Raw genomic sequence first — 15283 nt, forward strand, 5'->3', positions numbered from 1 at the left:
CCCAAAGGGCGTCGCCGACTACGCCCGCATCCCGAAGCAGACGCTTCCGAATGCGGAAGTCTGTGTTCGGACTGAGGGGGCCGCCGGTCGGCGTGGCGAAGACGTATCCCTTGCCCTCCCAGTCGGCTCCGGCGGCGATCCGTTCCCGCTCCTGCTAGGGACGCAGCCGGTTCTTCCGGATCCGGACGCATCCCGCGTCCAGGTCGACGTCCTCCCAGCGGAGCCCGAGCGCCTCCCCCTGACACAGGCCAAGCGCCAGGGCGACGACCCACCGAGCGCTGTTTCCGCAGCTTCGACGCCTCGACGAGCAGGCTCTGAACCTCCTCGATCGTGTACGGCTCGATGTCCTCCTCGTCGAGCCGCGGAGCCTTCGCGATCTCGGCCACCTTGGTGGGGACGTGCCCGCGCCTCACCGCCTCACCGAGGGCAACCCGGATCGTCCGGTGGACGTGGATCCGCCCCGGGGCCCGGACGGCCCATGAAGGCCTGTCCAGGACAACGGAAGGCCGACCGCTGGTGTCGCGGTCGGCCTTCCGTGTCTCGTGGTGGTGCGTCCGTGTCTCGTGGTGGTGCGGTGGCCCGTGGCGTGCCCGGCCGCCCGCAGGCGCGGTACCCGGCCGGGCGGGCGTCCGACGGCCCCGGCGTCAGGGGGCGGACGTCGCGGCGGGGGACGCGGACCTGCCGAGGGAGGCGAGCGCCGGGTCCTGCGCCGGGATCTCGAGAGCGCGGGTGCGGATCAGGCGGTGGCGAGGTGCCGTGCGGCGGGGCGGGCGGGTCAGGGTGATCTGGCGTACGAGCTGCTGGAAGCAGGCGAGCGACGCCAGGGCGGGCAGCGCGGCCGCCGAGATGTCGACGATCGTCCTGGGCGCCTGGATCACGCACAGAAGCATCGCGATGGACGAGAAGAGCAGCACCATGCCCCAGGAGTGGACGGCGCGGCGCCGGTACAGGGCGGAGCGCAGCACCGACAGGGACGCCACCAGCCACGGCCCGTACACCAGCAGCGGCCACCAGGAGGCGACGCCGTCCTCCATGCGGGAGACGGCCACGAAGCGCAGCGGGTCGTAGGCGACCACTCCGCCGAAGAAGCTCACGGCGGAGGCGGTCACCGCGGTGAGGGCGGCGAGAAGATGGCCGACGGCTCTGACTCCGGCCGGGTGTCTGCGTTCGCGGACCTTCCGGTGACCATGGGCGACGTCCCGCAGCGGCGGGAGTTCCGCGGTGATCTCCTGGAGGTTCTCCAGGGGCGTGGCGGCACGTTTCTCGCCGAGGTAAGCCGCGTCCCCGGGATACGCGGACCGTGACCGTGCCGCATCGCAGGTGTCCGGGAATCCGGTGAGCGACGTGTCCTCACCGGCGGCGGAGTTCTTCTCCCGCCGCTGCTCCTCCATCGCGTCCTGGAGCATGAAGGCCAGCTCTTCGGCGGGATCCCAGGCGGAGTCCGGCGGGACGAGAGGGCCGGGGTAGAACGGGGTGGGAGCCCGGTGCCGCCCGGTGCCGGGGGCCGGCCCGTCGGGAACGCCGGGGTGGACACCGAGGTAGGCGTGCTGGGCGGAGTAACCCGGACGTCGATCGATACGCTCGTCATACATAGGTCGGACCCGGCTACTCCGGTCGGGATGTGGCGGACCGTTCCTCCGCGCCGACCCAGCGGCGGGCGAGGTCGGCCTCCAAAGCGCTCATCGCCTCGAGGAAGTCCCGCAGCAGCATCTCGGTCCCATCCGGCGCTGCGAGAAGATCTCCGCTGGTCAGCGGGCTGTTGGGCGGCGTGTGAACGGGTCGGGGCGGGGACGTGTGCGATCCCTGCGTCGTGGCGTGTACGGCACCCGGGTCCTGCCGCGCGCACACCGCGAGCAGCCCCACGTTCCCATCCCTGGTTGCCTCACTCATATCCCGACTAACGCCACCCGACTGTCCCGGATGCGCGGCAAACGGGTGAAGAAATGCCTGATTAAACGGATATGTGCGATCGGATGCTTCTTCCGTCGTCCGGCCGTACGGAACCGGTCACCGGGGCGGTGCGCCGGTCGGCACGGCACCGTTCGCCTCAGGGGCGGCAAGCGCCCGGCAGTTGGCCTGCAGCACGGCGACCATGTGCCGGCGACGACGCAGTTCCATGACGTCGACCCGGCGCATTCCGCACGGGTAGGGCGGCATGAACACCGAGCCCGCGACACAGGCGGATGCGGTGACGACCAGCGTCCATACGGTGACGTTCCACACGTTTGCCTCCATGGCCGTGGTGACGCGACACCGGCATAACGCAACGAAAAAATGCGCGGTCACGGAGGAGAAGCGGGAGTGCTCGGGTGGACGAATCCGATGACTTGCGTGTCATCGCACGGACGGCCCGTCAACCACACGTGACGGCCGGGCAACCCTACGTGTGCCCATATGGCCGCTCTCGGGCCTCCAGCCGCGCCGCCTGCTGCTCGGCCCGCGGCACGGCCCGGTCGCGGCTGCGTGCCGGGCGCCGGCGGGCGACCATCGGGACATGGACGTCGACCTGCACCTCGCCCAGGACCCGGACGCCGACGCACTCCTGAGCCGCAATGCGCTCGCCGCACTGATCGGCATGCTCCTCGACCAGCAGATCCCGATGGAGTGGGCGTTCAAGGGGCCCGCCATCATCGCCCGGCGCATGGGCACCCAGGACCTGGACGCCCACGAGATCGTGGCGTTCGAACCGGAGACCTTCGCCCAGCTGCTGTCGGACAAACCGGCCGTGCACCGCTACCCGGGTGCGATGGCCAAGCGGATCCAGCAGCTGTGCCGGTACCTCGTCGAGCACTACGACGGCGACGCCGAGGCGATCTGGCGCGATGCGGACAGCGGGCCGGAACTGCTGCGCCGGCTGCAGGAGCTGCCCGGCTTCGGCAAGCAGAAGGCCCAGATTTTTCTCGCGCTGCTCGGCAAGCAGCTGGGCGTGCGCCCGGAGGGCTGGCGTCAGGCGGCGGGCGCGTACGGCGAAGAGGACGCCTACCGGTCCGTGGCCGACATCACCGGGCCCGAGTCCCTGGCCCGGGTGCGGGCCTTCAAGCAGGAGACGAAAGCCGCCGCGAAGGCGGCGAAGGCCGCCCGGTCGGCCCAGCGGAGGAAGGCCTCGGGCAGCTGACGGGCAGCTGACGGAGTACGGGCGCCGTCGCCCGCCGCGTCAACTCCGTGATCCCCGGCTGCGCTCGGGCGGGCGGTTTACCCGTTCGACACGCCGAGCAGCGCACGAGGCCGGGGACACCCCCGGTATGAGCACCGCACCCGCACCGCCCGCCGGCCGGCGACCGCTCGGCCGCACCGTCGGCATGCGGGTGCTCGTCCTGCTCCTCGTTCTGCTGGTGCCGGGAGCGGCCACCGCCACGGCACGGGTGACGTCCGCCGCCCCGGTGGCCGCGGCCACTGCCGTCGGAAGCGGCACCGGTTCCGGGGCCGAGACGGAACTGCCCGACGCGGTACTGCGCCTTGCGGAACGAACGGAGCGAGGAAGCCTGCGGGAAGGTGTACCGCCACGGCCCGTGTCCCGGTCCGCACCCACGCCCGCACCGGCACCCGCTCCGCCCTTGCGTGCCGTGGAGCGCCCGGCACCCGCGTGTCCGTCGTCCTCCCTGTTTCCGTGCCCGCGCCTGCGCGCGCTGCGCTGCGTGGTCCTGCGCTGCTGAGCGGCGGACCGGCCGCACCGGTCCGCCACGCGACACCCCGACCCTCGCTGCACCGGTACATCACCGCTAGGAAAGCGAAGCGCAGCCATGCCCCACGACCCGTACGCGGCCCTGCGTGCCCTCGTGCGCGCGGAGGCCGTCCGCAGCACCCGCAGGCAACCGCCTCCGGATTCCGAGCAGGAGCCGGTGCCGGAACCCGAGCCGGAACCCGTGCCGGAGCCGGAGCCGGCTCCCGGTGGTCCGCCCGGCCCGGTACCCGAGGAAGACCTGCCTCCCGCGGCCGGCGCGGCCGAACACGTCTGAGGCCTGACCACCGGAGCGGAGCGGTCGTTTCCCGCCGGATCGGAGCGGTCTTTTTCCGCCGGATCGGAGCGATTGTTTCTCGCCGGATCGAAGCGGTCCTTTTCCGCCGGATCCACGCCGGCCGACGTCCTCCGGTCCGGCGGCTACCCAGGCCGGTCGGAGCCGGGCGCCAGGGGCGCGGGCGCCCGGCCCGCAACCCCCGGTCCAACGTGAACTGTTCGCTGTTCAACCGGATTTGCCGTGGCTGTACCGGCACCGCTCCACGTCATGGAGGCTGCGCCCGCAACCCCCGGGCCGGTAGGCTTTCCGTGTGATCTTCAAGCGCATCGGAAACGGCCGGCCGTACCCCGACCACGGCCGGGAGGGCACCCGGCAGTGGGCGGACGTCGCTCCGCGCCCGGTCCGCCTCGATCAGCTCGTGACCACCAAGCAGCAACTCGACCTGGAGACCCTCCTCGCGGAGGACTCGACCTTCTACGGCGACCTCTTCGCGCACGTCGTGAAGTGGAAGGGCGACCTGTATCTGGAGGACGGCCTGCACCGCGCCGTGCGCGCCGCGCTGCAGCAGCGGCAGGTGCTCCACGCGCGTGTGCTGGAGCTGGACTGACCCAGGCGCGCGTTCCGGAGCCGGACCCCGCGTATACCGGCTCCGGCCGGCATCGGCCTGAGCACGGAGCACGCACCGACCTCGGCCGTCACGCGCGCCGCCTTCACATGCGCGCGCCGGTTCGCATGCGCGCCTCTTTCGTCCGAGCGCGCACCAGCACTGCCACCCGGCTCCGCCACCCGGGCCCGCACCCCGGTCCGGTTTCCGCAGTCCGGCTTCCGCAGGGCCAGGCTCCTGCCCCGGCCCGCCCGGCATCCCCCGTCGGCCCCGTCCGAGGCCGGTATCCGTACGGGCGCCGTCCGCCGATCACTCCGGATGCGCCGGCAGCAGCCCGCCGAGCCCGGCAGCAGCCCGCCCACCGGCCCTGTCCACCACCCGTTCGGGGCCTGTTGGACCTTTCGGGTTCTGCTGGCGGGATCGAATGATCATCTAGTAGGAATCGTGCTCCCGGCGCACTACGCTGCGCCCATGAGCATGCTCACTCCCCCCGGCATGGGCGGGCAGTACCGGATCACGGGGAAGAAGTACCCGCGGATGCGCAGGCCCCGGCGGCACGGCAGGCTCGTGGCCCTCGTCGTCGCCTGCGCGGCCGCGCTCGCAGTGATCGGCTGGGGCACATTGCAGCTCATCGACATCTTCACCGGCGGCAAGAAGGCTTCGGCGGCCGACTCGTCGGCCCACTGCGCCACCGGTACGGCGGCCCAGTCCTCACCCTCCCCGGGCACGGCTCAGGCCCTGCCCAAGCCGGCGCAGATCACGGTCAACGTCCTCAACGCCACACCGCGCAGCGGCCTGGCCAAGCAGACGGCGGACGAACTGAAGAAGCGCGGGTTCCGCATCGGCCGGGTGGACAACGCGACGAAGGAGTACGACAAGAAGGTCAAGGGCGTCGGCGTCCTGCTGGGCCCCACCTCGTCGCTGGACTCCGCGCTGCGGGTTCTCGGCACCCAGCTGCCGGACGCCGAGCGCCGGACCGACGCCCGCACGGGGAAGGACGTCGACCTGATCATCGGCGACGGCTTCCAGCAGCTCGCCCAGCGGGCGGCCGCCGACCAAGCGCTCGCCGGCCTGAGCGCACCGAAGCCGGCCCCCAGCACCTCGCCGAAGGGCTGCTGACGGCTCACCGGCCGACCGGCCGGCATTCTGTCGCTCCTGTCGGCTCCCCCCTGTGCGCCGTCCCGCCACCCCGTCCCACGCGGGCGGGGTAAGCGGGAAGAACGTCCTCGCCGGCCGGTGCGTGTGCCGTGCGTCGTGTCAGCCGGCCAGCCCGTACATCCGGTCGCCGGCGTCACCCAGGCCGGGGACGATGTAGCCGTTCTCGTTGAGGCGCTCGTCGACCGATGCGGTCACGACGGTCACCGGGGTGCCCTCCAGCTCGCGCTCCATGACCGCGACGCCCTCGGGCGCGGCCAGCAGCACCACCGCGGTCACGTCGTCGGCACCGCGCTTGATCAGCTCCTTGATCGCGGCGACCAGCGTGCCGCCGGTGGCGAGCATCGGGTCCAGCACGTACACCTGCCGCCCGGAAAGGTCCTCGGGCATGCGCGTGGCGTACGTCGAGGCCTGCAGCGTCTCCTCGTTGCGGATCATGCCGAGGAAGCCCACCTCGGCGGTCGGCAGCAGCCGCACCATGCCGTCCAGCATGCCGAGGCCGGCCCGCAGGATCGGCACCACCAGCGGACGCGGGTGGGAGAGCTTGACGCCGGTGGTCGGCGCGACGGGGGTGTGGATGTCGACCTGCTCGGTGCGCACGTCCCTGGTCGCCTCGTAGGCGAGCAGGGTCACCAGCTCGTCGGCGAGCCGACGGAAGGTGGCGGAGTCGGTGCGGCGGTCGCGCAGCGTGGTGAGCTTGTGAGCGACCAGGGGGTGGTCGACGACATGGAGACGCATGTGCTCCACAGTAACCGGGCGGTTGAGGACCGGTCCGCCCGGCCGTCGTCGCCGCCCCGCGCCCGCCCGTCGCCGTGGCACACGGTGACCGGCGGGCGGCCGTCACCCGCGTGGGGCCGACCGGTCCGGCGGCAGCGTCCGGCATCACGGTGCTCCGGCACCGCACGGCACCCACCCCCACCGCCCGGCACCCCGGTGCCCGCTCCTGTGGCAGCGCACCCGCCGCCCGGGGGACAGTGGGAGGAGGTACCAGGGCGCGCGAGGCCCGGACGGACGGTCCCGCGGGTCGTGCTCCAGCCCTTCCCTCGCGATCAGCCGGAGGCGGTGATCCGGAACCCATGCAGCCCGAACACCGGCCGCAGCAGGCCCGCAGCGGCACCCCACCGCAGGCCCCGCAGGACGACGTGCGGCAGCCCGGCGCCACCGGAGGCGGGTCCGCCGCCCCGGCCGACACCGAGCGGCACCTGCGAAGAGCCCAGTTCCTGCGCGACCTCGCCCAGGCCCGGCGGCTGCGCGACCGGGTGCAGCCGCGCCGCGCCAGAGCCGCGCGGTACCGGCAGGCCATGCGCATGCGCGCGTTCCGCTCGTAGACCACGGCCGGGAAGCCGGACAGCCGGACGGCACGGCCGGACAGCCGGCAGGACGGCCCGCCCCGCCGGCCCACGGCGGCCGTCAGCACGCCGGCCCGGTCCCGGCGCGCCCTGAGCCACGCCCGGCGCGACCGGCCTTCCGCGCACGGCCTCCCGTCCCGCCGCGGGCCCGCATCCAGGGCCGCCGCGGCAGTCGGCCGACACCCCGGCCGGCGTTGCGGGGCGGCCGCACGGAACCACCGGGGAAAGCCGCGTACGATCCGCAGATGGCGGCAACATGTGCGCCGGTGCGGATGCCTTCCCGACGTGCGACACAACTGCCGGACACAGGGAGCGGAAGACATCCCCTGAACGCCTTGTTTCTGCCACGATTCCGAGTGGGTGGGGCTCGGAGCCCAGCTCTCTCTCCGCCCAGAACCTCCGCCGGGGGGACCCCCAACCGGCACGCCTAAGACCAGTGGGAGAGTCACGGTGTACTTCGCCGCACTGCTCGCGCGCACCGAAGACGGGTGGGAAGCGAGCGACACAGAGCTCGACGATGTGGAGACGCTGTCCGACCTGGCCGACCTGGCCCGGGATGCCTCGGCCGAGGACGACACGGTGCTCGTCCTGATCGAGCAGGAGGAGGCGTGGTTCGGCGTCGTCCGCGTGGATGGCGAGGACGACCCTCGTATCTACGTCTCGGACGCCGCTGCGGCGGCCCGCAGTGCGTACGGCGAGATCCTGCTCACCGACGAGCTACTCGGCCGGAAACCGGGCGACGACGGCCCCGATTTGGACTCGCTCGACCTCGACGGCACGGAGGACGGGGAGCCGGCCTCCGCTGACGACGAGGACGACACCGACACCCTCGGAACGATCACGCACAGCCCGCTGGGCGACGCCGAGATCCTCGACGACCTCGGTGTCAGCGAGAAGGAGCTGCGCGCCCTGCAGGCCGACGACGCGCTGAGCGCGATCGCCGAAGCCCTGGGCGCCTCGGAGGTGCTGGAGACCGTCCGCTGACCGTGCGGCAGACCCCGATGACCGTGCAGCAGACCCCGCTCACCCCCGGCCGGCGACCCGACCCGGTCCGCGACCCCTGGCGGGACGCGATGCGCCTCGCCCTCAAGGAGGCCGGACAGGCCGTCCGGGGCGGGGACGTGCCGGTCGGCGCGGTCGTGCTGGCCGAGGACGGCACGACCGTGCTCGGGACCGGGCACAACGAACGCGAGGCCACCGGCGACCCCACGGCCCACGCGGAGGTCCTGGCCCTCAGACGGGCCGCCGCGCGCGCCGGCCGGTGGCGGCTGTCCGGCTGCACCCTGGTGGTGACCCTGGAACCGTGCACCATGTGCGCTGGGGCCCTGGTGCTCTCGCGCGTGGACCGGGTGGTCTACGGCGCCCGCGACGACAAGGCGGGGGCCGCCGGGTCGCTGTGGGACGTCCTGCGTGACCGGCGGCTCAACCACCGGCCCGAGGTGATCGGGGGCGTGCTCGCCGAGGAGTGCGCCACGCTGCTCACCGAGTTCTTCCGCGGCCGTTGAGCAGGCGGATGCGCAACCGATTTCAACCCACGGCCCCCTGTGCTGTAGGGTCTCCCTCGGTAGCGTGTCCGAGCGGCCGAAGGAGCTCGCCTCGAAAGCGAGTGTGGCGCAAGTCACCGAGGGTTCAAATCCCTCCGCTACCGCCACGAAGGGGCCCTGTCCGGTAACGGACGGGGCCCCTTTTCTCGATCTTCGGGTCACTGACGTGCGATCGTCGTGGCAACATCGGGCGGGCAACGAGCGACAGGGGAGGCCGCGATGGCGGTGAACGCCAAGAAGATCGTCCTCTATGTGATCGTGGTCTTCGTGCTGTACGTGATCATCACGGATCCGGCCAAGGCCGCCGACTACGTGCAGATAGGCTTCGAGGGCATATCGGACGCCGCCAAGGCGATCGGCGACTTCATGTCCTGGGCCGCGCACGGAGGGAAGTAGTGACGCAGTGATCCGCCACCTGGTGCTCTTCAAACTCAACGAGGGTGTGACGCGCGACGATCCGCGGGTCGTCGAGGGAGTCGAGGCGTTCCGGGCGCTGGGCGGCCAGATCGACGAGCTGCGCTTCTGGGAGTGCGGCTGGAACGTCAGCGACCGGCCCATCGCCTACGACTTCGCGATCAACTCGGCGGTCGAGGACGCCGACGCCCTGCAGCGGTACCTGGACCACCCGGCCCATCAGGCGGGTGTGGCCCTGTGGCGGGAGTTCGCCACCTGGGTGATCGCGGACTACGAGTTCTAGGCCTGTTCGACGAGTTCCGGACGAGTTCCGGACGAGTTCCGACGCCTCATCCGCGGCTCGGGGACCGCCCCTCAGGGCGCCGCCCCCGGCAGCCGCGCGACCGGGCAGCCCGACGGCCGGCCCCGCACCAGGACGGTGCGGGGCCATATCGCGTTCTATGCCCCAAATCCAATGATTCGTCACTCAACACGTGTGTATGCGGTGCTTGAACACGTAGCTCATGTCTTGTGATGCTATGACCGCTTTTGACGGATGAGTTGATCGACGAAGAGGTGGCGTTGACCGTGTCGGCCAGTACTGCGCCGCCCCAGAAGGAGTCTTCCGCCCGGCCGTCCGCCCCGGAGAAACGGCGCGGTGCCGACACCAGGGCGCTCACCCAGGTGCTCTTCGCCCAGCTGAAGCAGCTCGAACCGGGCACGCCCGAGCACGCCCGCGTGCGCGGGGCGCTCATCGAGGCCAATCTCCCACTCGTACGCTACGCCGCCGCCCGCTTCCGCTCCCGCAACGAACCGATGGAGGACGTCGTCCAGGTCGGCACCATCGGTCTGATCAACGCCATCGACCGCTTCGACCCCGACCGAGGCGTGCAGTTCCCGACGTTCGCCATGCCCACGGTCGTCGGTGAGATCAAACGCTACTTCCGCGACAACGTCCGCACGGTCCACGTCCCGCGCCGGCTGCACGAACTATGGGTCCAGGTCAACAGCGCCACGGAGGACCTGACGACCGCCTTCGGCCGGTCCCCCACCACCGCCGAGATCGCCGAACGGCTGCGCATCTCCGAGGAGGAGGTGCTCTCCTGCATCGAGGCGGGCCGGTCATACCACGCGACCTCGCTGGAGGCCGCACAGGAAGGCGACGGGCTGCCCGGGCTGCTGGACCGCCTCGGCTACGAGGACCCCGCCCTCGACGGTGTGGAGCATCGCGACCTGGTCCGCCACCTCCTCGTCCAGCTGCCCGAACGGGAACAGCGCATCCTGCTGCTGCGCTACTACAGCAATCTCACCCAGTCGCAGATCAGCGCGGAACTCGGCGTCTCCCAGATGCACGTCTCCCGGCTGCTGGCGCGCAGCTTCCAGCGCCTGCGCTCCGCGAACCGGATCGACGCGTAACCGGCGGCGGGCCATCGGGGCCCGCTGCGGACCCTGCGGACCCTGCGGACCCGCTGCGATCCCGCAGCAGCCTTGCAGCAGCCCGCGACGGCCCCGCACGCGCCCGGAGCGGAGCACGACCGTCGGGACGGCAGCGGGAGCCCGCCGACCGCCGGAGACGGCCGAGACCGGGGCCCGGGCAGGGCGGGAAAGCCGACAAGCCGAGGAGGGCCGGGACGGCGGCTGCCGCGAGACGGCTCGGACGGCCCCGGCCGGTCGAGCCCCCATCCCGGCCCCGGCCCCCGGGCCCCGGCTCCTCGGCCGCGAGCCCGCCCCTCCCTGCGACCCGCACCATGGACCCTCCACGCTCCGGCGGCGCCCCCGCCGACGCCGGGAGCGTGCCCACCCTGCGGCAGGGGCGGGACCGCCCGACGACAAAGGACGGAACCCGCCTGCCGACGGACGCGACCGCCCGGCGACCGGGTGACGAGACGCACCGGCGGCCGAAGGCGGACCGCTCGACGGCCGAAGGCGGAACCCCTCACTCGGACGAGGGGGGACCGGCCGAGGACAGCAGACGGCACCGTCCGGTGACCGGAGGGTTCGTCCCCGCCCTGCCGCAAACAGGATCGATGCGTCACCTGTGCGAGCGAATCGCTCACCAGGGCGGATACCGACATCCGCCTGCCGAAAGGCCGTCAGGCCCCGTCCACGCAGGGCCGATTCGCATCTCGGATGTCGACATGTCACTACAGCGCGTTGCCGACATGTGACATTCTGCGGGAAGCGCGTTTGCCGCAGCTTCGGCTCCGGTATTCAGGTGAGGGCTGAGTTCTCCTCAGGACCCGGCCCGCGACCGTCCCGCGACCCAGAGGGGGTGGCATGTCCGCAGACCAGGGCAGCTCCGAGGTGCTGACGCTCACGAAGAGCGAGGCGCCTTCCCCGGCGTTCGAGCCGTTCGACGCCCTCGACGACGTGGCGGCTCTTCCGGCCGTCCCGGCCCCGGCCGCGCCCGCCCCGGCCCTTGAGTCCTCCGAGAGCATCGACACGCGCACGCTGTCCCGTTCCCTGTTCCTGCGGCTCGCCGCACTCGACGAGGACAGCCCCGAGCGCGCCTACGTCCGGGACACCCTGATCGAGCTGAACCTGCCGCTGGTGCGGTACGCCGCGGCCCGGTTCCGTTCGCGCAACGAGCCGATGGAGGACATCGTCCAGGTCGGCACCATCGGTCTGATCAAGGCGATCGACCGCTTCGACTGCGACCGCGGGGTCGAGTTCCCGACGTTCGCGATGCCCACGGTCGTCGGTGAGATCAAGCGCTTCTTCCGGGACACCTCGTGGTCGGTGCGGGTGCCGCGGCGCCTGCAGGAACTGCGGCTGGCGCTGACCAAGGCCAGCGACGAGCTGTCGCAGAAGCTGGACCGCTCCCCGACCGTCGCCGAACTCGCCGCCGTGCTGGGCGTGTCGGAGGAGGACGTCGTCGACGGTCTCGCGGTCGGCAACGCCTACACGGCCTCCTCCCTGGACTCGCCGGCCCCGGAGGACGACGGCAGCGAGGGCTCCCTGGCCGACCGTCTCGGCTACGAGGACACCGCGCTGGAGGGCGTGGAGTACCGCGAGTCGCTCAAGCCGCTGCTGGCCAAGCTGCCGCCCCGGGAACGCCGCATCATCATGCTGCGCTTCTTCGCCAACATGACCCAGTCGCAGATCGGTGAGGAGGTCGGCATCTCGCAGATGCACGTCTCCCGGCTGCTGACCCGGACCCTGGCCCAGCTGCGGGAGGGCCTGATCTCGGACTGACCACGCCCCGGCCCGGCCCGCGCCCCGCGCGCGGCCGGTGCGGCCGGGGACACCTCCGACGGCAGCACACGGCCGCCGGACCGCCTCCCGTGCGGTCCGGCGGCCGTTGTGTTGCGACGTGCCGCTGACGCGCCTACTTGAACGCCAGCCAGGCGACCGCCGCGACGATGACCACGACGGCGACGACGCCGACGATCAGGCCGACACGAGGACCGCTGGAGGCCTCCTGCCGCCTGCCCTGGGGAGCCTCGTCGACGAACGCGCGGAACATCTGGGTGCTGCCGGCGGGGTCGTAGTTGCCCTGGGGGCCCTGGGTGTTAGCCATGGCCCGAGACCCTAGCGAAAACACGGGTGCTGCCCAAGCGCGGGGTTGGGCCGATGCGACCCGCGCGCAACGGAGTTGAGACGGGCCGGCCCGCAAGCAGCCGAACGCCGGCGCACACCACGGCGCCGAACCGGTTTCGCAACGCACACCGGGAGGGGGCGTGCCGTCGGCGAACTCCCGGACGAGTGAACCGGATCCACCCGCGTAGACACGATCACCTGCAGGTTTACATTCGCAATACTTGCCTTTGCCAACTTTTTGCGCCGGCGCCCCCCGATTTCGTTAATTTCGGCAACCAACCAGGCTTATCGTTGCCCTAAGCAACGATTACGGGAGGTGCGGTGGCCGGGCAGGCGCAGTACGAAGAGCTGGTACGCCAGCTCAGCGCCATCGGAGCCGTGAGAAGGGATCTGGGGCGCATCATGCCGCCCGACTGCCCGGCCGGCTCAGGCGCTGTCTTGACCGTTCTCGGCGCCCACGGCGACATGCGCATGAGCAAGCTCGCCGAACACCTCGCCGTGGACATGTCGGTGACCAGCAGGCACGTGGCACACCTCGTCGCCCGCGGCTGGATCGAACGGCTGCCGGACCCCGCGGACAAGCGCTCGCGCATCCTGCACCTGACCCCCGCCGGCCTGGACCGGCTCGACGACCTGTTCCGGCGGACCACACAACTGCTCACCGAACGGCTCAGCGACTGGAGCGACGACGAGGTCGGCCAGCTCATCCATCTGATGACGCGGCTGCGCGACAGCTTCGGCGACTGCCGGCCCCAGCCGGGCCGGGTCCCCGCCCCGGCGGACGCTCCCGTGATCGAAGAGACCACCCGTACACCCGCAAACGCACAGACGTAAAGGAAGCCCATGGCAACGACCACACCAGCCGGTGTGCGGGCTCACGCCAAGCAAGGGGGAGGCTCCCCGGACAGCGCTCCGATGACGCACCGGCAGATCATGGAGGCACTCTCCGGACTGCTGCTCGGCCTGTTCGCCGCCATTCTGTCCTCGACGATCGTCACCAACGCGCTGCCGACGATCATCAAGGACCTCGGCGGCGGCCAGTCCGCCTACACCTGGGTCGTCACCGCCGCGCTGCTCGCCATGACGGCCTCCGTACCCCTGTGGGGCAAGCTCGCCGACCTGCTCAGCAAGAAGGCGCTCGTCCAGATAGCCCTGGTCATCTATGTCGCCGGTTCGGTCATAGCGGGCCTCGCGCAGAACCCCGCGATGCTGATCACCGCGCGTGTCGTACAGGGCCTGGGCGCCGGCGGCCTGTCCGCACTGGTGCAGGTGATCATGGCTGCGATGATCGCGCCGCGTGAGCGCGGCCGGTACTCCGGTTACACCGGTGCGACGTTCGCGGTCGCCACTGTCGGCGGCCCGCTGCTCGGCGGTGTCATCACCGACACCAGCTGGCTGGGCTGGCGCTACTGCCTCTTCGTCGGCATCCCCTTCGCGCTGATCGCCCTGATCGTGCTGCAGAAGACCCTGCACCTGCCGGTCACCAAGCGCGAGGTCAAGATCGACTGGGCCGGTGCCTTCTTCATCACCGCCGCCGCCTCCCTGCTGCTGCTCTGGGTGACCTTCGCGGACGACAAGTACGACTGGCTGTCCTGGCAGACCTACACGATGGTCGGCGGCACGATCGTGCTGGCGCTGCTGTTCGTCTTCACGGAGACCAAGGCCGCCCAGCCGATCATCCCGCTTCGCCTGTTCCGCAACCGCACCATCGCCCTGGCCTCGGCCGCCTCGCTGTTCGTCGGCGTGGGCATGTACGCGGGCACGGTGTTCTTCTCCCAGTACTTCCAGCTGGCCCGGGACAAGTCCCCGACCATGTCGGGCGTCATGACGATCCCGATGATCGGCGGTCTGTTCATCGCCTCCATGGTGTCCGGCCAGATCATCAGCCGCACCGGCCGCTGGAAGGGCTGGCTGGTGGCCGGCGGCGCCTGCCTGACCGCGGGCCTGGGCCTGCTCGGCAGCATGCGCTACGACACCCCGTACTGGCACCTGTCGCTGTACATGGCGCTGCTCGGCGTCGGCGTCGGTATGACGATGCAGAACCTGGTGCTGTCCACGCAGAACCAGGTCGCCCCGCAGGACCTGGGTGCCGCTTCCTCGACCGTCAGCTTCTTCCGCACCCTCGGCGGTGCGGTCGGCGTCGGCGTCCTCGGTTCGGTGATGTCCACCCGGATCACGCACCACGCCCAGGACACGGTCATGTCGCTGAGCCCGCAGGCGCGGGCCGCCGCGGGCAAGGCGCTGAGCTCCGGCAGCTCGCTGCCCGACATGAACGCCCTGCCGCAGGCCGTGCGCACCTGGCTGGAGGCCGCCTACGGCCACGGCATCGCCGACGCCTTCCTCTACGGCGCGCCGTGCGCGTTCGTCGCCTTCCTCTTCATGCTGTTCATCAAGGAGGTTCCGTTGCGCACCACCGGCGCCCTGGCCCAGGCGGCCGAGCAGAACTCCGGCAAGGCGTCCGCGCCGGCCGACACCGAAGCGGCCGCGGCCGAGGCTCCGGTCGCCGAGGCCTCCGCCACCGTCGCCGCGCCCGCCGAGGAGCGCAGGCCGAGCTGGGCCGCGACCTCGGACGTGTCCGAGCCCGCCGAGTCCGGTGACGGTGCGACCCAGGGTGCCCAGCGGCTGGCTGCGGTGGCGACGCTGGAGCACGACGCTCCCGCGCAGAGCAGCAGCGGTGGCGGGGTGCCGGTTCGCGGTCACATCCGCGGTGCCGAGGACGCCCCCGTCCCCCACGCCGCGGTC

Annotated in this window: 16 protein-coding genes, 1 tRNA gene and 1 pseudogene; 13 read left to right on the forward strand and 5 right to left on the reverse strand. The window is 71.6% G+C overall.

Annotated features, from left to right (window positions below):
- Positions 1-19: 19 nt before the first annotated feature.
- The 3 genes and pseudogenes from IE286_RS27470 to IE286_RS24700 all read right to left on the reverse strand — a co-directional run.
- A pseudogene (locus IE286_RS27470) lies at positions 20-452 on the reverse strand (tyrosine-type recombinase/integrase); the annotation flags it as partial.
- Between the two features lie 192 nt (positions 453-644).
- Positions 645-1592, reverse strand: coding sequence for a hypothetical protein (locus IE286_RS27475; RefSeq protein ID WP_229863651.1), 948 nt, complete (start codon positions 1590-1592; stop codon positions 645-647).
- A gap of 415 nt (positions 1593-2007) precedes the next feature.
- Positions 2008-2223 carry a hypothetical protein gene (locus tag IE286_RS24700; RefSeq protein WP_189798976.1) on the reverse strand — a complete coding sequence of 72 codons (216 nt, stop codon included), beginning with the start codon at positions 2221-2223 and terminating at the stop codon, positions 2008-2010.
- 271 nt (positions 2224-2494) lie between these two features.
- On the opposite strand from IE286_RS24700, the gene IE286_RS24705 reads away from it, so the two are divergent.
- The 3 genes from IE286_RS24705 to IE286_RS24715 all read left to right on the forward strand — a co-directional run bounded on the left by IE286_RS24705 (position 2495) and on the right by IE286_RS24715 (position 5679).
- A complete protein-coding gene (locus IE286_RS24705) occupies positions 2495-3115 on the forward strand; it encodes an HhH-GPD-type base excision DNA repair protein (RefSeq protein WP_189798977.1) in 621 nt (206 codons plus the stop codon).
- Positions 3116-4266: 1151 nt separating this feature from the next.
- A complete protein-coding gene (locus IE286_RS24710; protein WP_125500340.1) occupies positions 4267-4563 on the forward strand; it encodes a type II toxin-antitoxin system VapB family antitoxin in 297 nt (98 codons plus the stop codon).
- Between the two features lie 492 nt (positions 4564-5055).
- Positions 5056-5679 carry a LytR C-terminal domain-containing protein gene (locus tag IE286_RS24715; protein ID WP_189798987.1) on the forward strand — a complete coding sequence of 208 codons (624 nt, stop codon included), beginning with the start codon at positions 5056-5058 and terminating at the stop codon, positions 5677-5679.
- Positions 5680-5817: 138 nt separating this feature from the next.
- On the opposite strand, the gene upp is transcribed toward IE286_RS24715, so the two are convergent.
- Positions 5818-6453, reverse strand: a complete 636-nt coding sequence (gene upp, locus IE286_RS24720; protein ID WP_189798978.1) for a uracil phosphoribosyltransferase — start codon at positions 6451-6453, stop codon at positions 5818-5820.
- Between the two features lie 338 nt (positions 6454-6791).
- Between upp and IE286_RS27480 the strand changes: the two genes are divergently transcribed.
- The 8 genes from IE286_RS27480 (at position 6792) to IE286_RS24760 (ending at position 12196) form a co-directional block, all read left to right on the forward strand.
- Positions 6792-7043 carry a hypothetical protein gene (locus IE286_RS27480; RefSeq protein WP_229863653.1) on the forward strand — a complete coding sequence of 84 codons (252 nt, stop codon included), beginning with the start codon at positions 6792-6794 and terminating at the stop codon, positions 7041-7043.
- 471 nt (positions 7044-7514) lie between these two features.
- Positions 7515-8048: a tRNA adenosine deaminase-associated protein gene (locus IE286_RS24730; protein ID WP_125500338.1), complete on the forward strand. Its 534-nt coding sequence runs from the start codon at positions 7515-7517 to the stop codon at positions 8046-8048.
- Between the two features lie 17 nt (positions 8049-8065).
- Positions 8066-8569: a tRNA adenosine(34) deaminase TadA gene (gene tadA / locus IE286_RS24735; RefSeq protein ID WP_189798979.1), complete on the forward strand. Its 504-nt coding sequence runs from the start codon at positions 8066-8068 to the stop codon at positions 8567-8569.
- 58 nt (positions 8570-8627) lie between these two features.
- A tRNA-Ser gene (locus IE286_RS24740) sits at positions 8628-8715 on the forward strand.
- Between the two features lie 112 nt (positions 8716-8827).
- Positions 8828-9004, forward strand: a complete 177-nt coding sequence (locus IE286_RS24745; RefSeq protein WP_189798980.1) for a hypothetical protein — start codon at positions 8828-8830, stop codon at positions 9002-9004.
- 7 nt (positions 9005-9011) lie between these two features.
- Positions 9012-9305 carry a Dabb family protein gene (locus IE286_RS24750; RefSeq protein WP_125500336.1) on the forward strand — a complete coding sequence of 98 codons (294 nt, stop codon included), beginning with the start codon at positions 9012-9014 and terminating at the stop codon, positions 9303-9305.
- 278 nt (positions 9306-9583) lie between these two features.
- Positions 9584-10417: an RNA polymerase sigma factor SigF gene (locus tag IE286_RS24755; RefSeq protein ID WP_229863655.1), complete on the forward strand. Its 834-nt coding sequence runs from the start codon at positions 9584-9586 to the stop codon at positions 10415-10417.
- 861 nt (positions 10418-11278) lie between these two features.
- Positions 11279-12196 carry an RNA polymerase sigma factor SigF gene (locus IE286_RS24760; RefSeq protein WP_189798982.1) on the forward strand — a complete coding sequence of 306 codons (918 nt, stop codon included), beginning with the start codon at positions 11279-11281 and terminating at the stop codon, positions 12194-12196.
- 133 nt (positions 12197-12329) lie between these two features.
- Here the strand turns inward: IE286_RS24760 and IE286_RS24765 are convergent, their stop codons facing one another.
- On the reverse strand, positions 12330-12521 hold the full coding sequence (locus tag IE286_RS24765) for a hypothetical protein (protein ID WP_189798983.1): 192 nt from the start codon (positions 12519-12521) through the stop codon (positions 12330-12332).
- 341 nt (positions 12522-12862) lie between these two features.
- Here IE286_RS24765 and IE286_RS24770 point away from each other — a divergent pair, with 341 nt between their 5' ends.
- Positions 12863-13375 carry a MarR family winged helix-turn-helix transcriptional regulator gene (locus IE286_RS24770; RefSeq protein WP_189798984.1) on the forward strand — a complete coding sequence of 171 codons (513 nt, stop codon included), beginning with the start codon at positions 12863-12865 and terminating at the stop codon, positions 13373-13375.
- Between the two features lie 81 nt (positions 13376-13456).
- Positions 13457-15283: MDR family MFS transporter (locus tag IE286_RS24775; protein WP_506005080.1), on the forward strand; the 1827-nt coding region annotated here is incomplete at its 3' end.

This window comes from Streptomyces thermodiastaticus, from assembly GCF_014656135.1.
GTDB lineage: Bacteria > Actinomycetota > Actinomycetes > Streptomycetales > Streptomycetaceae > Streptomyces > Streptomyces thermodiastaticus.